Genomic DNA, 22,260 nt, shown 5'->3' with positions numbered 1-22,260 from the left:
CCGGCCACCGGAATGGTGCTATGGAATTATTGCTGCCGCTCTGTGGCGTCGCTGCCCGGATCGGGGCTGGTGCCCGGATCGGAGCTGGACTCCGCCGGTGAGTGCGCGGCGGGCTTGGCGCGATCTGCTTCGACCGGTTGCGCCGGGGCCCTGCCTGGCAGGTAGAACGGATCGACCTGCTGCTTGCGCAGCTTGCCCAGGACCACGATCAGCGCGAGGATGCCGGCGATGGCGATGCCGATCGCCAGCCACTGGTGCACGCGCAGGGCCAGCGGCCCGATGGCGATGATTTCGGCCGGGTCCAGGCGCAGGGATTCGGTGAAGGTGCGGCCGATGCCGTACCAGATCATGTAGCAGCAGAACAGTGCGCCGCGGCGCAGCTTGAACTTCCGGTCCAGCGCGATCAGCACGAAGGCGCCCAGCACATTCCACAGCGACTCGTACAGGAAGGTCGGGTGGAAGAGCGTGTCCGCGGGCAGCCCGGCCGGGAAGTTGTAGCTGTCCGCATCGATCTCCAGGCCCCACGGCAAGTCGGTCGGCGCGCCGAACAGCTCCTGATTGAACCAGTTGCCCCAGCGGCCGGCCGCCTGCGCCAGCAGCAGGCCGGGCACGGCCGCGTCGACGAAGGCCGAGAGCCTGATGCCGGCTTTCCGGCAACCGATCCACGCTCCGAGTGCGCCGAGCGACACCGCACCCATGATGCCCAGCCCGCCAAGCCAGATCTGCGGGATCTCGGCCAGGTGGGCGGTTTGCCCGCCGAGCCCGAAGTAGTACATCGGGTCGGTGATCAGCACATGGTAGAGGCGGCCGCCGATGATGCCGAAGGGGATCGTCCAGATGGCGATGTCCCAGAGCATGTCGGAGTTGCCGCCGCGGGCGCCGAGGCGCTTGTTGGTCAGCCACAGCGCGATCAGGATGCCCGCGAGGATGCACAGCGCGTAGGCGTGGATGGTCAGCGGGCCGATCGAGATCCTGGCGAATTCCGGCGGCGGCGAAGGGATGGAGGCGGGCAAGGCAAGCGCCAGCTGCGCGGCAAAAGCCATCAGGCCCGTCCGCTCAGTTCAGCGGCCAGGGCGCCCACGGCGGGCACTCCCCCGTCACGCAGGGCGGCGACCAGCGCGGTGCCGACGATCACGCCGTCGGCGTAGGCGCCGATTTCTTCCACGTGCTCGCGGCGCGAGACGCCCAGGCCCCCGCAGGCATTCTCGGCGCCGGCGTTGTGGGCGGCGTCGACCACTGCCTGCGCGGCGGAGGACACCTCGGTACGGGCGCCGGTGACGCCCATCAGCGACACGCAGTAGACGAAGCCGGAGGACGCATCCACGGTGCGCTGCACCCTCGCTTCGGTGGACGACGGGGCAATGAGGAACACGCGCTCCAGGCCGTACTTCTCGCTGGCCTGGATCCATTCGGCGGCCTCGTCGGGCACCAGATCCGGGGTGATCAGGCCGGCGCCGCCGGCTTCGGCGAAGCGCCGGGAGAACTCGTCCACGCCCAGGCGCAGCACCGGGTTCCAGTAGGTCATGACCATCACGGCCACGTCGGTGCGTTCGGTGATCCCGCGCACGATGTCGAAGATCTGCGGGACCTTGAAGCCGTTGGCCAGCGCCTGCACGGTCGCTTCCTGGATCACCGAACCGTCCATCACCGGGTCGGAGTACGGGATGCCGATCTCGATGACATCCACGCCATTCTCGGCCAGCGCCACGGCGGCCTCGATGCTGGTGGCGACGTCGGGGAAGCCGGCAGGCAGGTAGCCGATGAGGGCCGGGCGGCCCTCGGCGCGGGCTGCGGCGATCTTCTGGGCGCTGGTCACGCGGGTCATCTACTTCTCCTCGGATTTCTGCGAGCCGGAGTTCTGCGCAGTGGCCGCGTTGATTTCGGCCTCGGCGTCTTTTTCGTCGATCATGTTGAACCAGGCGGCAGCGGTGCCCACGTCCTTGTCCCCGCGGCCCGAGAGGTTCGCGATGATGATGGTCTCTTCGGGGACCGCGCCTTCGGCGATCTTGCGCGCCGCCAGGCGGATGGTGCCGGCCAGGGCGTGCGCGGACTCGATCGCCGGCAGGATGCCCTCGGTGCGGCACAGCGCCTTGAACGCGTCCATCGCCTCGGTGTCGGTGACCGGCTCGTACTTCACGCGGCCGATGTCGGCCAGGTAGGCGTGCTCCGGGCCGACGCCCGGGTAGTCCAGGCCCGCGGAGATGGAGTGCGATTCGACGGTCTGCCCGTCCTCGTCCTGCATCAGGTAGGACTTCGCGCCATGCAGCACGCCCGGGCGGCCCAGGGTGATGGTCGCGGCGTGGCGGTCGGTGTCCACGCCGTCGCCGCCGGCCTCGTAGCCGAAGATCTCCACCTCGGGATCGTCGAGGAAGCCGTGGAAGATGCCGATCGCGTTCGATCCGCCGCCGATGCAGGCGGTCACCGCGTCGGGCAGGCGGCCGGCCTGGGCCAGGATCTGCTCGCGGGCCTCGTCGCCGATGACCTCGTGGAAGTAGCGGACCATGGCCGGGAACGGAGCGCCGCCGGCGGCGGTGCCCAGCAGGTAGTGGGTGTTATCCACGTTGGCCACCCAGTCGCGCAGCGCCTCGTTGATCGCGTCCTTCAGCGTCTGGGAGCCGACGGTGACCGGGATGACGGTGGCGCCGAGCAGGCGCATGCGCGCGACATTCAGCGCCTGCCGGCGGGTGTCCTCCGCGCCCATGTAGACCACGCATTCCAGGCCCATCAGGGCCGCGGCGGTGGCCGAGGCGACGCCGTGCTGGCCGGCGCCGGTCTCGGCGATGATGCGGGTCTTGCCCATGCGCTTGGCCAGCAGCGCCTGGCCGAGCACGTTGTTGATCTTGTGGCTGCCGGTGTGGTTCAAGTCCTCGCGCTTGAGGAAGATCCGCACCCCGCCGCAGTACTGCTCGGAAAAGCGCTTGGCTTCGGTGAGCAGCGAGGGGCGCCCCGAGTAGTTCTTGTTCAGGTCCTTGACCTGGGCGATGAACTCGGGGTCGTTCTTGGCCGCTTCGAAGGTCTCGTTCAGCTCGTCCATGGCGGCCATGAGGGACTCGGGCATCCACCGCCCGCCGTAGGCACCAAAGTACGGGCCGCTTGCGTGCCTTAGCGACTGTGCATCGATCGACTGGCGGTGCTCGGAGTTTTCCGGAGTGCTCATCGATTCCCTCTTTCCTCGTACGGAGCTTGATTCGTGGTAAGTCTCGTGCCCCGCCGGAAACTCCTGCGGGGCACGAAAAGCAGTTCTGGGTCCTTCGCCGCCGTGCGCGGCTAGCGCTGCGGCTTGGCGCCGGTACCGGCTTTGATGAACGCGGCGACCGAAGCGCGCGGATCGGCATGCTTCACCAGCGCTTCGCCGACCAAGACCGCGTCGGCGCCGGCCGCACCGTATTGGACGACCTGTTCGGTGGATTCCACACCGGACTCGGCGACGATCACCGCCTGGGCCGGCAGCAGCGGAGCGAGCTTGCCGAAGGTGGCTGGATCGACGTCCAGCGTCTTCAGGTTGCGCACGTTCACACCGATGATCTTCGCTCCGGCCTTGCTGGCGCGGGCGATTTCCTCCTCGGTGTGGGTCTCCACCAGGGCGTTCATTCCCAGCTGGTGAGTCAATTCTAGGAAAGATGCCAGCAATTCATCATTCAGCGCCGCAACAATGAGCAACACGAGGTCAGCGCCGTGGGCGCGGGCTTCGTAGATCTGGTACTCGTCGACCGTGAAATCCTTGCGCAGCACCGGAATCTGCACGGCAGCGCGTACCGCGTCGAGATCCTGGAGCGAACCCCCGAAACGGCGGGCTTCGGTGAGCACGGAAATCACCGAGGCGCCACCGGCCTCGTATTCTGCGGCCAGTACGGCAGGCTCCGGGATATCTGCCAGCGCACCCTTGGACGGGGACTTGCGCTTGACCTCGGAGATGACACGCAGCGTGGTGTCGCGGGCGGCCTGGTCGGCGTGGCCACCGAGCGCGGCGAAAGCATCGCGCGCAGGGGCTGCCGCTGCCGCGGCCTGCTTGACCGCTTCCAGGCTGGTGATTGCGCGACGGGCGCCCAGGTCTTCCCGGACGCCCGCGATGATCTCATCAAGAACAGTCAATTTAGTGCGATGCTCCGCTGCGAGCGCCGCCCACGCCGAAACCGGCTGCCTTCAGGATCCAGCCCAGGAGCAGGCCAACCACCATGATGCCGCAACCGACCCAGACGATGGACCAGGCGAAGTAGGCGAAGGCGATGCCGGCCACGATTGAACCGGCAATCATGGTCAGTACGCAGGCCCACGCTGCGATGGAGTTACCGTGGCCAATCTCTTCGGTGTATACCGGATCGAGCTCGGTGTTCTGCGACATGTTCGATGTCTCCTCATGTTGTGATGCTGCGTCCCGGCAGGGCGTTGCTGCCCGGGACGTTGGTCTTCAGGTTCCATTCTGCCACCTGCGCGCGAGAACCTCCTATTCCGGAAGCCTTCGTTTCGCGCCGGTGGTGCGAATCACGATCCGCCCGGGTTATTTCCGGCCAGCAGTCGGGTCTTCGCCGTCCGAGAGCTGCTCCCAGCTGGCGATGTTGCGCGAGGACTGGTCCTTGGGCTCCGCGCTGGACCTTGCCGCCTGCCGATCGTACTTGCTGGCCTTGGCGGGCCAGCGGCCAGCGAAGACGAACACCAGCACGGCCTGCAGCACCATCAGCACTCCGGCGAACACCGCGACCGCTGGCCACGCGCTGAGCGTGTACTCGCCGACGTTCTGGGCCAATCCGGTAGCTTCGGCCACGGTGGTGGAGGCGACGGCCTGCGGATCGCGCAGCGCCCCGAGGCCGGCGGCAACCACGGTGGCACCGGCGAGCAGGCAGATCGCCGCAATGATGTAGCGGGCGATCTTCCCGGCGATCAGCAGCGCCAGCGAACCGGCCAGCACCACCACGGAGACCGCGGTGACCGAGGCGGCCGCGGTGGCGCCGTCGATGACGATCTGCGGGATCTGCACGGAGCTGGAGGCCACATCGACGGTGATCCATGTGCGGGTGGCCGACCAGAGGCCGATCAGTGCGCCGGCCATGCCGAAGAGGGCGAGGGTGCGGGCGCTGGTCAATTTCTTCACTTCGTTTCACCTGATTCGGTGTTGATGTTGTGGGCCGCACGCATCGACTGCGCAGCCCAGACGGCGCGCAGCGGGGCGGCTGCCTTGTTCACGGTTTCCAGGGCTTCGTCGGCGAACTTCGAGTCGTTGACGATGCCGCCGCCGGCTTGCACATAGGCGCGTTCCCCCTTGAGCAGGGCGGAGCGGATGGCGATGGCCATGTCCATGTCGCCGGCGAAGTCCAGGTAGCCGACCACGCCGCCGTAGATGCCGCGGCGGTACGGTTCGTACTCGTCCAGCAGCTGCAGGGCGCGGGGCTTCGGTGCACCGGAGAGCGTGCCGGCCGGGAAGGTCGCAGCCAGCACGTCGTAGGCGTCCACGTCATCGCGGGTCTTGCCCACCACATTGGAGACCAGGTGCATGATGTGGCTGAAGCGCTCGACCTCCATGAACTGGGTGACTTCCACGGTGCCGGCCTTGCAGACCCGCGAGAGGTCGTTGCGCGAAAGGTCAACCAGCATCAGGTGCTCGGCGCGCTCCTTCTCGTCGTTGAGCAGCGACTTCTCGTGCAACTGGTCGTCCTCGTAGTTCGCCCCGCGCGGGCGGGAACCGGCGATCGGGTGGGTAACCACATGCGAATCGTTGACGGTGACCAGCGCTTCGGGCGAGGAACCGACGATCTCGAACCGTTCGCCGTCCTCGTTGACGAAGTTGAACAGGTACATGTACGGGCTCGGATTTGTCGCGCGCAGCACGCGGTAGACATCCAGCGCGTCGGCCTGCGTTTCCAGCTCGAAGCGGCGCGAGACGACGATCTGGAAGACCTCGCCGTCCACGATCGCGGTCTTGGACTTGGCCAGCGCCTTGAGGTACTCGTTCTCATCCCAGGAGTGGGTGACAGCTTCCATCAGGGTTTCGCGCGGCACATCGGTTCCGGTGAGCACCGCCGCGGCCGACTCCACCGGCACCGCGAGCTGGTCGAGCATCGCCTGCAGGCGGGTGACGGCACCGTCGTAGGCCTCGTCGACATTCTCGTCGCTGCCATCGAAATTGATCGCGTTGGCGATCAGCGTGACGGTGCCTTCGGCCGCATCATGGGCAGCCATGTCCGCTACCAGGTTCATGCTCAGCTCAGGCAGGTTCAGATCATCGGCCGGCGGGTTGGGCAGCTTCTCCCAGTGGCGCACGCATTCCCAGCCGATGAAGCCGACCATGCCGCCGGTCAAGGGAGGCATGCCGGGAACGGGTTCGGTCTTCAGCGCGCGCACGGTGTCGCGCAAGACCTCCACGCCCGCACCGCCGGTAGGCAGGCCAGCTGGCGCATGGCCCTGCCAGTAGGCTTCTGAACCACGGGTGCTCAGCGTTGCCGGGGAGTTCACTCCAATGAAGGAATAGCGGCTCCAGACACCGCCCGGGGCAGCCGATTCCATCAGGAAAGTGCCCGGGCGGCCCTGCGCCAGGGTGCGGTAGAGGCCGATGGGCGTGAGCGAGTCAGCCAGCACGGTGATAGTCACGGGGATGACACGACGGTTCGCGGCCATGGCGCGGAAGGACTCGCGGGACGGGGAAATCTTGCCAAGGGTTTTCATCTGTGTTCTTCTTCTACGTATTCTTCGAGCGCGTGCTGCGATGCGCAGCTGGGCGCGGCATTCCCGGCGCTAGCCAACCGCGTGTGCCGATGCTTCGAAAATCCTACTCGGGGCGGTGGCCCACGACGGCCGGCAATTCACGATCGGTGAAGCAGGATTCGGTGCCGGTGTGGCAGGCGGCGCCTACTTGGTCGACCTGCACCAGCAGCGCGTCCCCATCGCAATCCAGGGCAACGGACTTCACGAACTGGAAGTGGCCGGAGGTGTCGCCCTTGCGCCAGTACTCCTGGCGGGAACGGGAGTAGAAGGTGACCCGACCAGTGGTCAACGTGCGGTGCAACGCTTCATCGTCCATCCAGCCGAGCATCAGCACTTTCCCGGAGTCGTACTGTTGCGCGATGGCAGCAAACAGGCCATTGGCATCTCGCTTGAGACGCCTGGCAATAGCCGGGTCGAGGCTATGGGATTCAGGGCTCGGATTCGAGCCGTCGTTAGAAGTAGACATCACCATTAGCATACTGGTTTTCCGCGGAATCCAGAGACCTGTGACGTACCGCTCGTCGACGCGCCACGCCGTCTTGGCGACACCACTTTCACCTTGCACAATTAGTCACTTGGAGCGTGCTAGTTTCAGAAGTGATGCACTTAGTTCAGGCTTCCAGACTTGCGTTGGCCGAGACCCTGCTTGCGGCAGGACCTACCGCCGACACCCTTTGCGACGGTTGGCAGACCCGCCATCTCGCCGCTCACCTTGTGTTGCGCGAAAGCTCACTGCTTTCTGCCGGCATGTTCTTCAAACCGCTGTCCAAGAAGCTCGAGGCGAAGCAGAACCAAATGGTGATCGCGGCGCAGACTCCCGAAGGCTATGCCGGGTTGGTCCGCAGCTTCCGATCGGGTCCACCCGCTTTCTCGCCCTTCGCCATCGACAAGGTCAACCAGTCGGCGAACCTCTCCGAGTTCTTCATCCACACCGAAGATGTGCGGCGTGCCCGCGGCCAGTGGGCTCCGCGGGTCCTGGACACCGAGTACACCGAACTGCTCTGGCAGTCGCTGACCCGCATGTCTCGCCTGCTGTTCCGCCATGCGCCAATTGGCATCATCCTGACGCGTCCCGATGGCCAGCGTCATGTCGCCAAGAAGGCTCCGAACGCTGTTTCGATTACCGGCCCGGTCACCGAGCTGATGATGTACTCGTTCGGCCGCATCGACCAGAGCCTGGTCTTGTTCGAAGGCGGGGAAACCGCATTGGAAATCGTCAAGGGCTTCAAGCCAGGGCTATAAAGCTCCCTTGGTTATCCACATTCGTGGGTGTGCCGTCCAAGTTCGCGTCGCACCGGCCTAGGATTTCGAGCAATCGATATCCAACAGGTCTGGAGCTTGGCCATGAACACGCGCAGAGTCCTTGAGCATTACCCCAGTGTCGCTATCGCCATCGTGCCCGCGTTCGTCTTGGTTGCCCTGGTATCAGCACTCTTCGTTTCAGTCGCTCCCGCCGATCCGGCGTCCTCGGCTTCATTGCCGACTGCTTCAAGTACCACGCAGGCACCTCCATCAAGCGAACTGGAGCTTCCGGAGTCGGCAGATATCACGTATGAAAAATCGGATTACGGAGTCCAGGACGCCGCAACGTACTTCTTCGACTTGCTCAATTATGAAATCATCTACCAAGACTCCGCCGATTTCACCCCGATAGTTACCGGAACATGCAAAGCGGAACAGTGCTGGAAGACCTTCCGCGAGCAAGAAGACCTCCGAACAGGTCCGGAATACATGCAAACCGGCGGCTACTACTTCCTGCACACGGACTATATCGTCCGGTTTGACGGTAATTCTGCTTATCTGATGGGCGAGCTGACCTTGTCTGAACGTTCGCGCCTTCGTCCCGATCAGGAAAACATCATTGTCGAAGAACAAAATCTGGGTGAAATCACCATGGGACTTGAATACACCGACAACGGATGGAAAGTTTCTGCCATCGCGCTTGAGAGTCTCCCGAGTAAAGCACCGCTCAGCTAATTGAACGTGCCTGATTTCAGGCTAGCCGATTCCATGAGTCCTGAAATCAAACGTCGCCAGCCGCATCGTTTCACTCCAGACCGTCATCAAACGTGGTTACAGGTAGTTGGGATTCGGGATTTAGCTGCCCTGAGTTTTCCACAGATTCCTCGAAAACTCTCCACTTTCTTGAAACACGGGCATAGGATGGCGCACAACCTGGCATTCCCAATGATCATGGAGAGTTCGAATGGACACTCGGAAAATTGCAGTTGTCGCGTCCGTTGCAGCTGTTGCACTCGCACTATCAGGCTGCAACGCCGGGAACACTGAAGGGCCAAAGACCTCACCGTCCGCCGCTATCGAGACGTCACCGAATCCGGTTTCGACAGCAGAGAAGCCGTCGCCGGCCGAAAGCCTCAAGTACAAGCCTGCCTCAGCCGATGGACCCGCAGAAAATGTTCCTGTCCCGGAACGGCCAGCACTTGCGGGCGAGTACAGCGAGGACGGAGCAGCCGCCTTCACCAAGTTCTATTTTGATCTAGTGAACTATTCCATCGAAACTAACGATGCGGCGCCTCTAAAAAAGGTAACCACCAAAGAATGTATTGTGTGTGGCGTTTCAATAATCGATGAAGCGACAGAAGCGGAGGAATTAGGTAAATGGCAGGTCGGTGGAAAACATCACCCCAAGATTCTTGATGCCTATATCACTGGGGAAAACTTAGCGGCGGTCACTGTCGAGTACACAGCTGATAATGCAGAAATTTATCTCGCCCCACATGAACTTGCTTCTAAATTAGACAAGCTAGAACCAACTACTGTAGCTGTGGGCGTGAAATTCGATCGTGACTGGAAAGTTTACGAAATTATCGGTGCGGAATAATGAAGTTGAAATTATCAATGAGAGTGTCGTTAGTTCTCACATTTTCCGTTGGCTTACCAGCTCTTCTTGGCATACAAGCACCCCTCGGTTTAGCAGACCAAGATGAGCGCGGGATTCGCATGCGCCCCGAATCAATTCACGAAAGTCACGACGAAAAGAAAGATTTCAACTATCAGGAGGAATCTCGAAATTCGCAACCCAAAAAACAACCCCATTCGAAGCCTTCTCCTAAAGAGCAATTCTCCATACGCGATTACGAAAGTTGTGACCCCAGAAGCTCGAAGGCGCGATTCTGTATCAGCATTCCTGAGGAAGGAAATTGCCCAGATGGGGCGGCTCCGGTATATCGCCAAGTGATCGATAGTCAAGGTTACGTGGTTCGGCAGTACCGTTACTGCGCCGGAAACCCACCAAAAATCGACCTACCTGAAGACTCGATTACCCAGGAAATATTGATAGATATAAACACATTCAAAGAATATCCGATACTCCCTTCGAAAATAATGAGTTACCCAAAGAAATTTTCTCTAAGAAACGGGAATACGCATTTCTTGGCTACCGAAGAAGTCCAATCTTTCTCATCTAACCTCTCTGGCTCAAATATAAGTATCAGGGCAATACCGATTCAGTGGAACTGGAACTATGGCGATGGGACTACTCGAAATCTTGATTTCCCTGGAGATCCGATGCCTCACCATACGCTGAGAGATAAAACCCCCACGAGTCATTCGTACCGCGAGACTGGCACATTCAAAGTAGGGGTGACCACTCTCTACCGCGGAGAATTCAGCGTCGATGGTGGCGCGTGGCAAGCTATACCCGGCCAGGCTGCCGTCGCCAGCGTTCCTATTGAAATTGACGTCTGGCGGACCGAGAAGGAACTGATTGCCAACGATTAGCCGGGTACAGCTAAGGCCCAGCACCATTTGGTGCTGGGCCTTCGGCTTACGTGCCTAGCGAACTGGGTAGCCAGCTTCGCGGATGGCCTGTTTGACCTTGGCGATCATGTCCTTCGGACCGAAGTGGAAAATCGAGGCGGCCAAAACAGCGTCGGCGCCTGCTTCGATTGCTGGAGGGAAGTCCTCAGGCTTTCCTGCACCACCCGATGCGATCAGCGGGACCGAGACCTCGGCGCGAACTGCACGGATCATTTCCAGATCGAAACCATCCTTCGTGCCATCAGCATCGATCGAGTTCAGCAGGATCTCCCCCACACCTCGTTCAGCCGCTTCCTTGGCCCAAGCTACGGCGCACATGCCCGTGCCGGTCCGACCACCATGAGTAGTAACCTCGTAGCCCGATGCAATCGTCGGATCATCTGTGCGTCGGGCGTCGAGCGACAGCACGAGTACCTGGGAGCCGAAGCGCTGGGTAATCTCGTTGATGACCTCAGGACGGTTCACCGCCGCGGTATTGATCGAGGCCTTGTCGGCGCCGTTGCGCAGCAGGCGATCGACGTCTTCGGCAGCGCGGACGCCTCCGCCTACGGTCAGCGGGATGAAAACTTCTTCTGCGGTATGGCGAACGACCTCATAAGTAGTTTCACGATCCGCGCTGGATGCGGTGACATCCAAGAAGGTCAACTCGTCGGCACCTGCATCATTGTAGCGACGGGCAAGCTCAACGGGATCGCCAGCATCGCGAAGCCCCGCAAAGTTCACGCCCTTCACAACACGTCCGGCGTCAACGTCGAGGCAAGGAATAACACGAATTGCAACGCTCATCAGCGAATTTTCCTTGTCTTCTTAGATGCGGCAGGCGTGGATCTGGCTGACCAAGATGGCGCGGGCGCCAACTTCGTACAGCTCGTCCATGATGTTATTGGTCTGCGACTTCTTGACCATGGCGCGCACGGCCACCCAATCGGAGTTTGCAAGGTCCGACACGGTTGGCGATTCCAGGCCAGGGGTCAGCTCGCAAGCCTGGTCGGCAAGCTCGCGGCGGACGTCGTAGTCGAGCATGACGTACTGGCGGGCAACGAGCACACCGTTCAGGCGGCGGATCAGCACGTCCAAGCCGGATGGCTTGTGGCCGACACGGCCGATCATGACTGCTTCGGAGTTCAGCAGCGGATCGCCGAAGATCTCCATGCCAGCGGCCTTGATGGTATTGCCGGTTTCTACAACGTCAGCGATGGCATCGGCCACGCCCAGCCGGACCGAAGACTCGATGGCACCGTCAAGGCGAACGATCGAAGCCTGGATGCCGGACTTTTCGAGGTAGTGCCGCAGCAGCACGTCATAGCTGGTGGCAATGCGCTTGCCATTGAGCTGCTGTGCATCGTTGAAGGCGCCAACCGGGGCAGCGAAGCGGAAAGCCGATTTCCCGATGCCTAGCGAGAGCTGCTCTTCGACAGCGTCGTCGACATCTGCGTCAAGGTACAGATCGCGACCGGTGATGCCTACGTCCAGGATTCCCCGGCCGACATAGACTGCGATGTCGCGCGGACGCAGGTAGAAGAATTCAACTTGGTTTTCCTCATCGACCAGGACCAGTTCGCGGGAATCGCGGCGCTGGAGGTAGCCGGCTTCCTTGAACATTGTGGAAGCGATTTCGGATAGGGCACCCTTATTGGGTAGGGCTACGCGGAGCATTATTGACTCATTTCGTCATGAATGGCGCTGCGGCGATTAGCCATAAACAAGCGCCAAGGATTAATTCGTTGGCCGTTGTTTCTGCCGCCGTGCGTTGACTGCGACCTGATCGGCAGTGGATCAGGCCGCAATCGCGCGACGGCTATAGATGCTTGTAAACGTCGGCCAAGGTCATTCCCTTGGCGATCATGAGGACCTGAAGGTGGTACAGCAGCTGGGAGATCTCCTCCGCCGCGGCCTCATCGGTTTCGTACTCCGCAGCCATCCAAACTTCGGCGGCTTCCTCGACGATCTTCTTGCCGATGCCATGGACACCAGAGTCGAGTTCGGTGACGGTACGTGAGCCTTCCGGGCGGGATTGTGCCTTGAGCGATAGTTCGCTGAAGAGCTCGTCAAAAGTTTTCACGGAACTTATCCTAGCTGTTTTCTCTGCAGGGGCTGTACTCTGGTGGCCCTTTGTGACAGGGCCACCCGAATGCTATGGCAGTGCGGCTACCGTCATGACGGCAGCCGAGTAGGCTTCATAGCCTTTGTCCTCGCTGGAGTTTTCCAAGCCAGCGCGGTCAAGGGCCTGCTCTTCGTTATCGCAGGTGAGCACGCCAAAACCGATTGGGGTTTTGGTGTCCACGCTCACATTGGTTAAGCCATTGGTCGCGGCCAAGCAGACGTAGTCAAAGTGCGGGGTACCGCCACGGATGACCACGCCCAGCGCGATGACCGCATCGTAGTCGCCGGCAAGAGTGGAGGCAGCGGCCGGCAATTCGAAGGTGCCCGGTACGCGGATCAGGGTGGTGCTCGATTCCAGACCGGCATCCTTGGCGGCGCGCTCGGCGCCGTCAATCAGTCCGTTCATGATCACCTCGTGCCAGCTCGCGGCCACGATGGCCACCTTGAGCTGTGAGAACTTCTCCTGAACGGCCAGGGCCTTCAGCTGTTCGCTGACATCGGCAGGTGCGCCATGCTTGCTCATCTTGATGCTCCTTCTATTCTTCTGGATTCGTGGGGTTCAGGCGCCGTGGTAGGCGTCGGCCTGCTGGTCATCGTCGGCATCGGGCAGATCCAGGTGGTGGCCGAAGCGCGTCTGCTTGGTGCGCAGGTAGGCCGAGTTCTGCTCACGCGGTGCAATCTGCAGGCCGATCAGCTCTGCTACCTTGATTCCCGCGTCATTCAGCTGTTCCTGCTTGTCCGGGTTGTTGCTCAGCAATCGGATTTCGTCCATGCCCATGGCCTTGAGGATGGCAGCGACGGCGAAGTACTCGCGTGCGTCGGCAGGGAAGCCCAGATGCAGGTTGGCGTCCAGGGTATCCATGCCGCCTTCCTGCAGGGCGTAGGCGCGCAGCTTGTTGGCCAGGCCGATGCCGCGGCCTTCGTGCCCGCGGATGTAGATGACGTGACCGCCTTCGCGGGCGATGGTTTCCATGGAAGCATGCAGCTGTTCGCCGCAGTCGCACCGGTAGGAACCGAAGATGTCCCCGGTGAGGCACTCCGAATGGATGCGCACCAGGTTGCCGGGCTTAGCGCCGTCGGGACCGGCGTGGCTGAGCACGACGTGCTCGTGGCCTTCTGCGGTAGCAGCGCGGGCGGTGAAGTCCCCGAAGGCGGTGGGCAGCTTGATCGGATCGGTCAGCTCGATCTCGTCGTTGACTCGGCGCCAGCGGGCCAGGTCGTCGATGGAGATCAGCGGCAAGTTGTGTTCAGCTGCGAAGACGCGCAGGTCATCCAGGCGCATCATTTCGCCGTCGTCCTTGGTGATTTCGCCGATCACCCCAACCGGTTCCAAGCCGGCGGCCTGGCACAGGTCGACCGCCGCTTCGGTGTGCCCGCGGCGTTCCAGCACTCCCCCGGCCGCAGCTCGCAGCGGGAAAATGTGGCCCGGGCGGGAGAGCTGAGCCGGTTCGGTGGCCGGGTCGGCCAGCAGTCGGCTGGTCAGCGCACGATCGGCAGCGGAAATACCGGTGGTGATCCCTTCGGCGGCATCGCAGGTGACGGTGAAGGCAGTGCCTTTGGCATCCTGGTTGATGCCGACCATCGGGGCCAGGCGCAGCGCGTCGGCCCGCTTGGCGCCCAAGGGCACGCAAATCACCCCTGAGGTGTAGCGGATGGTGAAGGCCATCAGCTCCGCCGTAGCGTGCTGGGCGGCGAAGATGATGTCGCCCTCGTTTTCCCGGTCCTCGTCGTCGACGACCACTACGGCTCGGCCGGCGGCCAGGGCTGCCAGCGCGGTAGGGATGGAATCCAAAGTCGAGGTGCCCATTACTGCTGGCCTCCGAATTCATTCAGGCGTGCCACGTACTTGGCGAGCACATCGACCTCGATATTGATCTTCTCGCCCACTTGGCGGGTGCCCATGGTGGTCTCGGCGAGGGTGATCGGAATGATGCCGACCTCGACCCAGTGCCCACCGGAATTCGTTGCCGGGGAGACTGCGGTAATGGTCAGCGAGATGCCGTCCAGCGCAATGGAACCCTTTTCCGCGGTCAGCGGCGCGTAAGCAGCGTCGATTCCAATGCGGAAGGTGGTCCACTGGCCGTGGTCTTCGCGGGCCAGCACCTCGCCGACGGAGTCTACGTGGCCCTGCACCACATGCCCATCGAGCCGGCCTCCGGCGGGGGTGCAGCGTTCGAGGTTGACCTGGTCGCCGGTTTTCAAGGCGCCGATGGTGGTGCGGCGCAGGGTTTCGCCCATGACGTCGACGCTGAGCGTGTCGCCTTCCAGCTCGGTGGCGGTCAGGCAGACCCCGTTGACGGCAAGAGAACCGCCAAGGCCCAGGTTTTCGGTGTGGCCCGGGGCACGCAGGGTCAGTACTGCCAGATCCTTGCCGCTGAAGGTCTCGATGCCTTCTATGACTCCCTGGCCGGTGACAATTCCGGTGAACATGATTACTCCTTGAAAAGTTTGGGGTTGCTGGCGCTTAGGCGCGGGGCAACGGTTCTAGATGCAGGGCAATATCATCGCCCAGCCGGGTCAACGATTCGTTGCTGGCCGAATCCAGCCGGAAACGCTGCGCGTCACTGAGTGTGGTGGTGCTTGGCATGTTGACCGATGAGCTGCCTGCGCCGATCAGCACTGGTGCTTGGTAGCAGTAGATTTCGTCGGCCAGATCTGCTGCGATGAAGGCCGAGGCGACCGTGGCGCCACCTTCAATCAGCAGGTGGGCCAGGCCCAACTCGTTAGCCCGGGCGAGGGCCTCTTGCACGTCGTGGCTGCGGATCTGCGACCAATCGCTTCCCTGGGCGAGTGCCAGATCTGCTGGCAAATCGCGTTCGCCCATGACCAGGCGGAAGGGCTGGCGTTCATGCAGCTGCCCCTCGGGAGTGCGGGCGGTCAGCCGCGGGTTGTCGATGATCGCTGTGTTCGTGCCGACCAGGATGCCATCCACGCGCGAGCGCAGGGTATGCGCGTGGTTGCGCGAGGCCTCGGAGGTGATCCATTGGCTCGTGCCATCCGGTGCGTTGATCCGGCCGTCGAGCGACTGGGCAATTTTCACCGTGATGAACGGTCGGCCTTCAGCCTTGGCGATGAACCAGCGGTGGTTCAGCTGCTTCGCCGCGGAGAAATCCTCCAGCTGGGTGGCTTGGGTTCCGTGGCTGCGCAGGTAGTCGGCGCCTCCGCTGGCGGCGGTGTTATCCGAGACCGCGTAGTACACCTGCCCGATGCCGGCTTCCACGATGGCTCGGGCACAGGGACCTGTTCGACCGGTGTGGTTGCACGGTTCGAGGGTCACTACCATCGTCAGTTCGCGGGCCTTGGCAGGAGGCATCTTGCCCAGGCGCCGCAGTGCGTCGACCTCGGCGTGCGGATGCCCCGCCCCGATATGAAAACCGGTGGCGATGATATTTCCCTCGGCATCCAGGACGCAGGCGCCGACCAGCGGGTTGGCCCCGCGGTGGCCGCGTCCGGCGGTTTCCAGCGCGGTGCGCAATGCGGCGTCGAGCTGCTGGGTCGTAATCATGGTGCTACTCCCCTTTCAGCGTTGGCGCGAGATGGTTGGATCGAGCATTTCGGTTTCAATCTGGGGTTTCGCGTCGCGCTTGGACTTGGCCCAGACGAAGAAGCCGACCAGGGTGAATGCCCCGTAGAACAGGTACATGAACGCGCTGGCGTAGTAGCCGGCGGAGAACAGCAGCGGCACGCCTACGGCGTCGACGGCGACCCAGATCAGCCAGAATTCGACCCAGCCCTTGGCCATGCCGTACGTGGCGAGCATCGAGCCAACGAAGGTCCATGCATCAGCCCAGACAGGTTCATAGGAGCCGAGGAGGCGGAAGATCGGTGTCACGGCGAGGGTACCGAGGATCAGCACGGCGATCAGGCCCAGGCGAGCCTTGTTGGAAGCCCATTCAGGGGTGACGGCGCTACCGGTGCCGTTCTTGGCCTGCTTCCAGCGGTACCAGCCGAAGACCGAGACGGCGATGAACATGATCTGCCGGCCGGCTTGGCCCCAGAGGTTGGCAGTGTATCCGGTATCGAAAATGCTGCCCAGGAACACCGTCAGCAGCAACAGGTTGCCGACGATTCCGATAGGCCAGGCCCAGACTTTGCGGCGCATGCCGCCCACGGCGCTGGCCAGGCCGAAGATATTGCCTACGACTTCGCGCACCAAAAGTGCCGACGAGCCAATCGCAATTTGTGAGTTGAAAGCTTCAATGAGCCACCGCAGGAAATCCATCATTCCACCCTTCTCGAAGCGGCGGCTCCGGGGGTGTGCATTTGACGGGCCTGTGGCTCTGCTTTAGGAGATAGACCCGGTGCGGGCTATCGGCAGTACCAGTAGGCATATCAAATTCGTGCTTCTCCCATCCAGACTTTAACTGTCGGTACCGGAATTTCACCAGTTCAACCGTTCCCTCAGCTTGTGGCTTTGGTTGCGGGTCGCGGACTATCACCGCCGGTTCGGACTTTCACCGACCCCGGAGCACGTATTCGTGTTTACTGAGTTTATTCTGACACACTTTGTGCGCCGCTAGTGACCGCCCAGCGCAAGATTGCGTAATACATCGATTTCCACCGATGGCTCCTGGGCCGAGTACACCGCGGAACCGGCGACGAAGACATCCGCACCGGCTTCAGCGGCGCGCAGGATCGTGTCGCGTGAAATGCCGCCGTCAACCTGCAGCGCAATCGGCTTGCCGCTGCCGTCAATGGCAGCCCGGGCACGCATGATCTTGGGAAGGACCAGATCCAGGAACTTCTGGCCGCCGAAACCTGGTTCCACGGTCATCAGCAGAACCATGTCCAGCTCGCCGAGCATGTCCAGGTAGGGTTCGATCGGCGTTGCCGGGCGCAAGGCCATGGCGGCCCTGGACCCGGCGGAACGCAATTCACGAGCCAAGCGGACAGGAGCTGCCGAAGCCTCGGCGTGGAAAGTTACCGAATCCACGCCGAGCTGCGCGTATTCCGGGGCCCAGCGATCCGCGTTCTCAATCATCAGGTGCACATCGATCGGCAGCTTGCTGACCTTGTGCAGCGCATCAACCACGGGCAAGCCCAAGGTCAGATTGGGAACGAAATGGTTGTCCATGACATCAACGTGGACCGCGTCAGCAGTGTGGATGCGGTCCAGCTCGCTAGCGAGGTTCGCAAAATCGGCGGACAGGATCGACGGGTTGATCCGCGCATTACGCATGGATGCTCCTTGGAATACTCGGGCTTGGCTAGGCTTTTTTGGTCAGGATTGCCATGAACATGGCGTCGGTGCCGTGCACGTGCGGCCACAGCTGCACGGTGCTCCCATCGCCCAGTGCGTGGCCTGCCGATGGCGCGTCCTGATACATCACCGAGGAAACCGCGGCGCTGGTATCCAGCAGTGCCGCGGTTTCGTGGTGCTTCAAGAAGTCTTCCACAACCAGGCGGGTTTCGGCCTGATGCGGCGAACAGGTGACGAAGCCGATGACGCCGCCGACGCGGACCGCGTTGAAGGCTGCAGCGAGCAGCTCGCCTTGCAACTTGGTCAGTTCCGGAATGTCTCGCGGGGCTTTGCGCCAACGCGATTCCGGGCGGCGGCGCAATGCGCCCAAGCCGGAGCAAGGGGCATCGACCATGATGCGGTCGTAGTCCCCTGCATAGTCCAGACCGCCGAAGCTGCGTCCGTCGTCACCGGTGACCATCCAGTAGTCATGCGGCACCGCAGCCAACGAGTTCTCGACCAGGCGAGCGCGGTGCGGTGTTGGCTCGTTGGCAGTCAGGCGGGCGTCGCGCTGCACGGCGATCGCTGCGAGCAGCGCCGCCTTTCCGCCTGGACCTGCGCAAAGATCCAGCCAGTAGCGGTCCTCGCCGGCTTCGGGCAATTCGATAGTAGCCAGGGCGCGGGCCATGACCTGGCTGCCGGCATCTTGGACACGCACGGTGCCTTCCTTGACACCTGGCACACGCGAGACGTCGCCGTGCTTGTAGGTGGCCGAATCAGCCAGCAAGGTGCCCGGTTCCGCCCCGGATTCCAGGGCGCCGGACAGATCGCCCAGCCCCGGCAGGGACACCAGGTTCACCAGCGGCGCCAGGTTATCCGCTTCCAGCAGGGCTTCAAGTTCGCTGGCGTCGCGGCCATGGGAAATCAGCGCGCCGCGCAAGGCACGGACAATCCAATCCGGGTGCGAGTGCTCGATGGCCAGCCGCTCGGACTCCGAAGCGGCAGCATTGCCCAGCAGTTCGGTCCATTCGTCGGCTTCCTTGGCCGAAACGCGCCGCAGTACGGCGTTGATCAGGCCGGACGGACCGGCACCGATCTGCGCACGAGCCAGCGACACGGTTTCATCCAGGGCGGCATGCTTGGGCACACGCATGGCCAGCAGCTGGTGGGCGCCCAGGCGCAGCGCATCGAGGATGGCCGGATCCAGCTCGGCCAGCGGACGGTCAACCAGGGTGGTCAGGATCGCGTCGTAGAACCCCTGGCCGCGCAGTGCCCCGTAGGCCAGTTCGGTGGCGAAGCCCGCGTCGCGGCGGTCAAGCTGGTATTCGCGGATCAACTTCGGCAGCACCAGGTTGGCATAGGCATCCGCGCCGGATACCTCACGCAGGGTCTTGAAAGCTACCAGGCGTGCCGGGTCGGCCGCGCGCTTTCGCTGGCCGGGTGCGGATGCCGAATACTTGCGCGGGCCGGCCTGGCCGCGGTTGCGGGTACGGCCCTGCTCATTGCGGCGATCATTGTCGCGGTATCCGCCGCGTGGTTCCTGTCCGCTCATGCGAAGCTCACTTTCGTTCCCTGGGTGAGCACTCCACGTGCCCAGTCGCTGGCGTTCATCATTTTCTTGCCCGGAGGCTGGATTTCGGTGGGCTGCAGGGCCCAGGTGGCGGTGCCGATGTATACCTTCGGCTGCTTGCCCGGCTCGATGCGCACTTCGCCTGGCGCAAGGTCGGCGATCTCGCGGTGCTCACGCAGTGGACCGAATTTGAAGCGCTTGTTTTCGGCCTTGACCCAGGCGCCCGGAGACGGGGTGGTTCCGTGGGCGCGCCGACGGATTTCCGTGGCGGTCCGGGTGAAGTCCAGCTCCGCATCCACATCGGTAATCTTCGGTGCGTAGGTGTGCGATCCGGACTGCGGAATGGCAATGGCCTGCCCGGAATCCAGAGCTTGCAAGGTCTGCACCAGCAGGTTCGAGCCGGACCGGCTGAGCCGTTCGAGCATGATGCCTGCGGTGTCCAGTTCACCAATTCTCTCGGTGACCTGTCCGAATACCGGACCTGTGTCCAGTCCGGTTTCCAGCTGGAAGGTGACTGCACCGGTGATGTCGTCGCCGTTGATAATGGAATGCTGCACCGGAGCGGCACCCCGCCAGTGCGGCAGCAAGGAGAAGTGCAGGTTGATCCAGCCATGGGTTGGAACTGCCAATGCCGCCTCCGGCACTAGCCCTCCATAGGCGACGATGGCCGCGGCTTCAAGATCCAAAGCCGCAAGTTCGGCGGTAGTTTCTTCGGTGATCTTGGCAGCCTTGATGATCGGCAGGCCAAGTTCTGCGGCGCGAGCGGCAACCGGCGATGGGGTCAGCACGCGTTTGCGTCCCAACGGGGCATCGGGACGGGTGAGCACTGCGGCAATTTCAAAACCGGCCTCGTGCAGGTAATCCAGGGAAGTGACGGCGACCTGTGGTGTGCCGGCGAATAAAATACGCATGAGTTAGAACCCCAATCCTGCGCCAAAGCTGGAGCCGAGGGCTCCGGAACGTTTCTTTACGGTGGCGTTAGCGGTCTGCGAGTAGTTGTTGGCCCGCAAGGTGCGCCACGCCGCTTTCTTTTCTTCTGGTGCCAGCCGGTCCAGGAACAAGATGCCGTCCAGGTGATCGGTTTCGTGCTGGAAGCAGCGGGCGAGCATGTCGGCGCCTTCGAGTTCTACCGGGTTGCCGAACTTATCGAAGCCGGTGGCCCTGACGTAGCGCCGGCGCCGAACTGGTGCTGCAATGCCCGGGATGGACAGGCAGCCCTCCACCTGGTCTTCCTGGTAATCCTCGCTGAGCTCCAGCACCGGATTCACGATATGTCCGCGTTTTTCGCCAATTTGGTAGGTGAAGACGCGCAGGGAAACACCAACCTGCGGTGCGGCAAGTCCTGCACCTGTGACGTTTTCCATCGTCTGGTCCATGTCTTCGACGAGCTTCTGGAGCTCCGGGCCAAAGTCGGTCACCTCCTGCGCTGGGGTGCGTAGAACGGGGTCTCCGATGATCCGAATTCCCAAAATCGCCATAATCCGCTGGTACCTTCCCTGCCGTGGACATTGGTATTAGGTTTCGCAATGCCGAAAGCTAACCGTTCCAGTCTACGCGGTGGGCGTGCGACTTTATTGAGCTGGCGGCGTGATTTCGGCCAGTGAGGCACGCGACTGCGCGATCCTGAATGAGGCTTCCCAATTCCGGCGCAAGGCATAGAACTTGGACCAGTAGTCGGGCAAAGCTGGAGGCGGGGCCATGAAGGTACGCGCCCCGGTCTCGCCCAGGGCTACGGCGAGCAGCATGGCATCGGTCCCGTGCTCCCACTCTTCCCACGTGCCTTGTTCGGCATCGACTACTTGCTCTTCGGCTTTGCATGCGGCCGCGAGCTGCATGATCACCTTGTCGTCAGGACGCTTGACGAAGCCGTCGCGGTCGGTGTTTTTGGTCTTGTAGTCAACGAGACAGGTTCGACCGCCGATCTTGGCGACCAGGTCGATGGTGCCGGCGTAGCCGACGCTGTGATTCCAAACCGTCACCTCGGCGGCAAGGGGCTGGACGTTGTAGTCTTCCCACCATTGGTCGAAGTGGCGTGCGAAGCCCAACTCCTTATTCGCTTCGAGCGCGGCTTGAGCTGCGCCCAGGTCATGTTCCAGATCCAGCGCTTGCAGGGCTCGCTGCTCCGCGTAGTTATGCACCCGGTCCCCGCGCATGGCCGCGGAATCCCGATAAGCTTCGGCCGCACCGGCTGCATCTCGCACGAGTGAGCGCAATTGGCGCGGGTCCCCCACCGCTTGCACCAACCGATGATCATCGGAAAGCGACTTGGCCGCCATGTACCCGGCCCAGCCGGAGAGGTCGAGCTTGTCCATGCCGATGACTGTGGTGATGGATGGGACAATCGCTTCCCCGCCGACTTTTCGGCTGTACATGCGGCCCAGGTCTGTTTGAATAGCCAGTTTTGGTGACGTCATGCACACGATCATGGCATGCGCTCGGCTTGCTTCGCTCCTAGTCGAGACGGAAAAATCAATTTTCCGCGTAGTTCCGCGGTTTTTAGGCCATGTGAACCAGATCTCAGCGTTTCGATTTGTGGGGATGCGAAAACTCGTATAGAGTTTTTACTCGTTGGAGCGAACGGAAACGTTCAGAAAACAACACATTTTGCGGACATAGCTCAGCTGGTAGAGCGCAACCTTGCCAAGGTTGAGGTCGCGAGTTCGAACCTCGTTGTCCGCTCGCAAAAAGATTCACCGACTAGGTAAAACTAGTCACTCTGACTTCGGTCAGTATGGTGGGGTGGCCGAGAGGCGAGGCAGCGGCCTGCAAAGCCGTATACGCGGGTTCGAATCCCGTCCCCACCTCGCAATGAAGATTGCTTGATCTTTTTTGCGCGATTGGCGCAGCGGTAGCGCGCTTCCCTGACACGGAAGAGGTCACTGGTTCGATCCCAGTATCGCGCACGGAATCATGGTTCACCAGACCATGGATC

Annotated in this window: 25 protein-coding genes, 3 tRNA genes and 1 riboswitch; of the genes, 7 read left to right on the top strand and 21 right to left on the bottom strand. The window is 62.2% G+C overall.

Annotated features, from left to right (window positions below; translation table 11 throughout):
- Positions 1 to 26: 26 nt before the first annotated feature.
- The 8 genes from lgt to hisI all read right to left on the bottom strand — a co-directional run bounded on the left by lgt (position 27) and on the right by hisI (position 7,162).
- The gene (lgt, locus tag ACNPM8_RS15080; protein ID WP_448940126.1) at positions 27 to 1,043 is read right to left on the bottom strand and encodes a prolipoprotein diacylglyceryl transferase; all 1,017 of its coding nucleotides are present in this window, start codon (positions 1,041 to 1,043) and stop codon (positions 27 to 29) included.
- Positions 1,043 to 1,825: a tryptophan synthase subunit alpha gene (gene trpA / locus ACNPM8_RS15075; protein ID WP_448940125.1), complete on the bottom strand. Its 783-nt coding sequence runs from the start codon at positions 1,823 to 1,825 to the stop codon at positions 1,043 to 1,045. Before trpA ends, lgt begins: the two co-directional genes overlap by 1 nt.
- Positions 1,826 to 3,157: a tryptophan synthase subunit beta gene (gene trpB / locus ACNPM8_RS15070; protein WP_133834234.1), complete on the bottom strand. Its 1,332-nt coding sequence runs from the start codon at positions 3,155 to 3,157 to the stop codon at positions 1,826 to 1,828.
- A 110-nt stretch (positions 3,158 to 3,267) separates the two neighbouring features.
- Positions 3,268 to 4,092 (bottom strand): indole-3-glycerol phosphate synthase TrpC, encoded by an 825-nt coding sequence (trpC, locus tag ACNPM8_RS15065; RefSeq protein WP_133834235.1) that lies wholly within the window; start codon positions 4,090 to 4,092, stop codon positions 3,268 to 3,270.
- 1 nt (position 4,093) lies between these two features.
- Positions 4,094 to 4,342, bottom strand: a complete 249-nt coding sequence (locus ACNPM8_RS15060) for an HGxxPAAW family protein (protein WP_105656709.1) — start codon at positions 4,340 to 4,342, stop codon at positions 4,094 to 4,096.
- Between the two features lie 156 nt (positions 4,343 to 4,498).
- Positions 4,499 to 5,089 carry a Trp biosynthesis-associated membrane protein gene (locus ACNPM8_RS15055; RefSeq protein ID WP_448940124.1) on the bottom strand — a complete coding sequence of 197 codons (591 nt, stop codon included), beginning with the start codon at positions 5,087 to 5,089 and terminating at the stop codon, positions 4,499 to 4,501.
- Positions 5,086 to 6,657 carry an anthranilate synthase component I gene (locus tag ACNPM8_RS15050; protein ID WP_448940123.1) on the bottom strand — a complete coding sequence of 524 codons (1,572 nt, stop codon included), beginning with the start codon at positions 6,655 to 6,657 and terminating at the stop codon, positions 5,086 to 5,088. Before ACNPM8_RS15050 ends, ACNPM8_RS15055 begins: the two co-directional genes overlap by 4 nt.
- A 103-nt stretch (positions 6,658 to 6,760) precedes the next feature.
- The gene (gene hisI / locus ACNPM8_RS15045; RefSeq protein ID WP_105656852.1) at positions 6,761 to 7,162 is read right to left on the bottom strand and encodes a phosphoribosyl-AMP cyclohydrolase; all 402 of its coding nucleotides are present in this window, start codon (positions 7,160 to 7,162) and stop codon (positions 6,761 to 6,763) included.
- Between the two features lie 134 nt (positions 7,163 to 7,296).
- Between hisI and ACNPM8_RS15040 the strand changes: the two genes are divergently transcribed.
- The 4 genes from ACNPM8_RS15040 to ACNPM8_RS15025 all read left to right on the top strand — a co-directional run bounded on the left by ACNPM8_RS15040 (position 7,297) and on the right by ACNPM8_RS15025 (position 10,437).
- A complete protein-coding gene (locus ACNPM8_RS15040) occupies positions 7,297 to 7,938 on the top strand; it encodes a TIGR03085 family metal-binding protein (RefSeq protein ID WP_286134102.1) in 642 nt (213 codons plus the stop codon).
- 102 nt (positions 7,939 to 8,040) lie between these two features.
- On the top strand, positions 8,041 to 8,673 hold the full coding sequence (locus ACNPM8_RS15035) for a hypothetical protein (protein WP_448940122.1): 633 nt from the start codon (positions 8,041 to 8,043) through the stop codon (positions 8,671 to 8,673).
- 229 nt (positions 8,674 to 8,902) lie between these two features.
- A complete protein-coding gene (locus ACNPM8_RS15030; protein ID WP_448940121.1) occupies positions 8,903 to 9,538 on the top strand; it encodes a DUF6318 family protein in 636 nt (211 codons plus the stop codon).
- Positions 9,538 to 10,437, top strand: a complete 900-nt coding sequence (locus ACNPM8_RS15025; protein ID WP_448940120.1) for a PKD domain-containing protein — start codon at positions 9,538 to 9,540, stop codon at positions 10,435 to 10,437. Before ACNPM8_RS15030 ends, ACNPM8_RS15025 begins: the two co-directional genes overlap by 1 nt.
- A 54-nt stretch (positions 10,438 to 10,491) precedes the next feature.
- Here the strand turns inward: ACNPM8_RS15025 and hisF are convergent, their stop codons facing one another.
- From hisF to ACNPM8_RS14960, 13 genes are all read right to left on the bottom strand, one after another.
- On the bottom strand, positions 10,492 to 11,262 hold the full coding sequence (hisF, locus tag ACNPM8_RS15020) for an imidazole glycerol phosphate synthase subunit HisF (RefSeq protein ID WP_105656715.1): 771 nt from the start codon (positions 11,260 to 11,262) through the stop codon (positions 10,492 to 10,494).
- Between the two features lie 21 nt (positions 11,263 to 11,283).
- Entirely contained in the window at positions 11,284 to 12,132 is an 849-nt protein-coding gene (gene hisG / locus ACNPM8_RS15015) for an ATP phosphoribosyltransferase (RefSeq protein ID WP_105656716.1), read from the bottom strand.
- Positions 12,133 to 12,274: 142 nt separating this feature from the next.
- Entirely contained in the window at positions 12,275 to 12,538 is a 264-nt protein-coding gene (locus tag ACNPM8_RS15010; RefSeq protein ID WP_038991810.1) for a phosphoribosyl-ATP diphosphatase, read from the bottom strand.
- 72 nt (positions 12,539 to 12,610) lie between these two features.
- Positions 12,611 to 13,102 carry a 6,7-dimethyl-8-ribityllumazine synthase gene (gene ribH / locus ACNPM8_RS15005; protein WP_448940119.1) on the bottom strand — a complete coding sequence of 164 codons (492 nt, stop codon included), beginning with the start codon at positions 13,100 to 13,102 and terminating at the stop codon, positions 12,611 to 12,613.
- Between the two features lie 36 nt (positions 13,103 to 13,138).
- The gene (gene ribB / locus ACNPM8_RS15000; protein ID WP_105656718.1) at positions 13,139 to 14,386 is read right to left on the bottom strand and encodes a 3,4-dihydroxy-2-butanone-4-phosphate synthase; all 1,248 of its coding nucleotides are present in this window, start codon (positions 14,384 to 14,386) and stop codon (positions 13,139 to 13,141) included.
- Positions 14,386 to 15,009 carry a riboflavin synthase gene (locus ACNPM8_RS14995; protein WP_105661461.1) on the bottom strand — a complete coding sequence of 208 codons (624 nt, stop codon included), beginning with the start codon at positions 15,007 to 15,009 and terminating at the stop codon, positions 14,386 to 14,388. Before ACNPM8_RS14995 ends, ribB begins: the two co-directional genes overlap by 1 nt.
- 34 nt (positions 15,010 to 15,043) lie before the next feature.
- The gene (ribD, locus tag ACNPM8_RS14990; protein WP_448940118.1) at positions 15,044 to 16,084 is read right to left on the bottom strand and encodes a bifunctional diaminohydroxyphosphoribosylaminopyrimidine deaminase/5-amino-6-(5-phosphoribosylamino)uracil reductase RibD; all 1,041 of its coding nucleotides are present in this window, start codon (positions 16,082 to 16,084) and stop codon (positions 15,044 to 15,046) included.
- A gap of 15 nt (positions 16,085 to 16,099) precedes the next feature.
- Positions 16,100 to 16,801: a nicotinamide riboside transporter PnuC gene (gene pnuC, locus ACNPM8_RS14985; protein ID WP_105661574.1), complete on the bottom strand. Its 702-nt coding sequence runs from the start codon at positions 16,799 to 16,801 to the stop codon at positions 16,100 to 16,102.
- A gap of 115 nt (positions 16,802 to 16,916) precedes the next feature.
- Positions 16,917 to 17,054: riboswitch (FMN riboswitch) on the bottom strand.
- Positions 17,055 to 17,095: 41 nt separating this feature from the next.
- Positions 17,096 to 17,758, bottom strand: a complete 663-nt coding sequence (rpe, locus tag ACNPM8_RS14980) for a ribulose-phosphate 3-epimerase (protein ID WP_448940117.1) — start codon at positions 17,756 to 17,758, stop codon at positions 17,096 to 17,098.
- Between the two features lie 28 nt (positions 17,759 to 17,786).
- A complete protein-coding gene (locus tag ACNPM8_RS14975; RefSeq protein ID WP_448940116.1) occupies positions 17,787 to 19,310 on the bottom strand; it encodes an RsmB/NOP family class I SAM-dependent RNA methyltransferase in 1,524 nt (507 codons plus the stop codon).
- Positions 19,307 to 20,239 (bottom strand): methionyl-tRNA formyltransferase, encoded by a 933-nt coding sequence (gene fmt, locus ACNPM8_RS14970; protein ID WP_448940115.1) that lies wholly within the window; start codon positions 20,237 to 20,239, stop codon positions 19,307 to 19,309. Before fmt ends, ACNPM8_RS14975 begins: the two co-directional genes overlap by 4 nt.
- A gap of 3 nt (positions 20,240 to 20,242) precedes the next feature.
- A complete protein-coding gene (gene def, locus ACNPM8_RS14965; protein ID WP_133834247.1) occupies positions 20,243 to 20,806 on the bottom strand; it encodes a peptide deformylase in 564 nt (187 codons plus the stop codon).
- A gap of 93 nt (positions 20,807 to 20,899) precedes the next feature.
- Positions 20,900 to 21,742 carry a PD-(D/E)XK nuclease family protein gene (locus ACNPM8_RS14960; protein WP_448940114.1) on the bottom strand — a complete coding sequence of 281 codons (843 nt, stop codon included), beginning with the start codon at positions 21,740 to 21,742 and terminating at the stop codon, positions 20,900 to 20,902.
- Positions 21,743 to 21,934: 192 nt separating this feature from the next.
- Between ACNPM8_RS14960 and ACNPM8_RS14955 the strand changes: the two genes are divergently transcribed.
- From ACNPM8_RS14955 to ACNPM8_RS14945, 3 genes are all read left to right on the top strand, one after another.
- A tRNA-Gly gene (locus ACNPM8_RS14955) sits at positions 21,935 to 22,007 on the top strand.
- 54 nt (positions 22,008 to 22,061) lie between these two features.
- A tRNA-Cys gene (locus ACNPM8_RS14950) sits at positions 22,062 to 22,132 on the top strand.
- 27 nt (positions 22,133 to 22,159) lie between these two features.
- Positions 22,160 to 22,231: transfer RNA gene (locus ACNPM8_RS14945), tRNA-Val, on the top strand.
- Positions 22,232 to 22,260 lie beyond the last annotated feature (29 nt).

Source organism: Glutamicibacter sp. AGC46 (assembly GCF_053543715.1).
The sequence above is the reverse complement of the archived record's forward strand: the minus strand, read 5'-3'. Positions and strand labels throughout refer to the sequence as shown.

Bases quoted from the DNA above. Each gene is read 5' to 3' on its own strand.
- lgt (WP_448940126.1), bottom strand. From the start codon at position 1,043: ATGGCTTTTGCCGCGCAGCTGGCGCTTGCCTTGCCCGCCTCCATCCCT.
- trpA (WP_448940125.1), bottom strand. From the start codon at position 1,825: ATGACCCGCGTGACCAGCGCCCAGAAGATCGCCGCAGCCCGCGCCGAG.
- trpB (WP_133834234.1), bottom strand. From the start codon at position 3,157: ATGAGCACTCCGGAAAACTCCGAGCACCGCCAGTCGATCGATGCACAG.
- ACNPM8_RS15060 (WP_105656709.1), bottom strand. From the start codon at position 4,342: ATGTCGCAGAACACCGAGCTCGATCCGGTATACACCGAAGAGATTGGC.
- ACNPM8_RS15050 (WP_448940123.1), bottom strand. From the start codon at position 6,657: ATGAAAACCCTTGGCAAGATTTCCCCGTCCCGCGAGTCCTTCCGCGCC.
- hisI (WP_105656852.1), bottom strand. From the start codon at position 7,162: ATGTCTACTTCTAACGACGGCTCGAATCCGAGCCCTGAATCCCATAGC.
- ACNPM8_RS15040 (WP_286134102.1), top strand. From the start codon at position 7,297: ATGCACTTAGTTCAGGCTTCCAGACTTGCGTTGGCCGAGACCCTGCTT.
- ACNPM8_RS15035 (WP_448940122.1), top strand. From the start codon at position 8,041: ATGAACACGCGCAGAGTCCTTGAGCATTACCCCAGTGTCGCTATCGCC.
- ACNPM8_RS15030 (WP_448940121.1), top strand. From the start codon at position 8,903: ATGGACACTCGGAAAATTGCAGTTGTCGCGTCCGTTGCAGCTGTTGCA.
- ACNPM8_RS15025 (WP_448940120.1), top strand. From the start codon at position 9,538: ATGAAGTTGAAATTATCAATGAGAGTGTCGTTAGTTCTCACATTTTCC.
- hisF (WP_105656715.1), bottom strand. From the start codon at position 11,262: ATGAGCGTTGCAATTCGTGTTATTCCTTGCCTCGACGTTGACGCCGGA.
- hisG (WP_105656716.1), bottom strand. From the start codon at position 12,132: ATGCTCCGCGTAGCCCTACCCAATAAGGGTGCCCTATCCGAAATCGCT.
- ribH (WP_448940119.1), bottom strand. From the start codon at position 13,102: ATGAGCAAGCATGGCGCACCTGCCGATGTCAGCGAACAGCTGAAGGCC.
- ribB (WP_105656718.1), bottom strand. From the start codon at position 14,386: ATGGGCACCTCGACTTTGGATTCCATCCCTACCGCGCTGGCAGCCCTG.
- ACNPM8_RS14995 (WP_105661461.1), bottom strand. From the start codon at position 15,009: ATGTTCACCGGAATTGTCACCGGCCAGGGAGTCATAGAAGGCATCGAG.
- ribD (WP_448940118.1), bottom strand. From the start codon at position 16,084: ATGATTACGACCCAGCAGCTCGACGCCGCATTGCGCACCGCGCTGGAA.
- pnuC (WP_105661574.1), bottom strand. From the start codon at position 16,801: ATGGATTTCCTGCGGTGGCTCATTGAAGCTTTCAACTCACAAATTGCG.
- rpe (WP_448940117.1), bottom strand. From the start codon at position 17,758: ATGCGTAATGCGCGGATCAACCCGTCGATCCTGTCCGCCGATTTTGCG.
- ACNPM8_RS14975 (WP_448940116.1), bottom strand. From the start codon at position 19,310: ATGAGCGGACAGGAACCACGCGGCGGATACCGCGACAATGATCGCCGC.
- fmt (WP_448940115.1), bottom strand. From the start codon at position 20,239: ATGCGTATTTTATTCGCCGGCACACCACAGGTCGCCGTCACTTCCCTG.
- def (WP_133834247.1), bottom strand. From the start codon at position 20,806: ATGGCGATTTTGGGAATTCGGATCATCGGAGACCCCGTTCTACGCACC.
- ACNPM8_RS14960 (WP_448940114.1), bottom strand. From the start codon at position 21,742: ATGACGTCACCAAAACTGGCTATTCAAACAGACCTGGGCCGCATGTAC.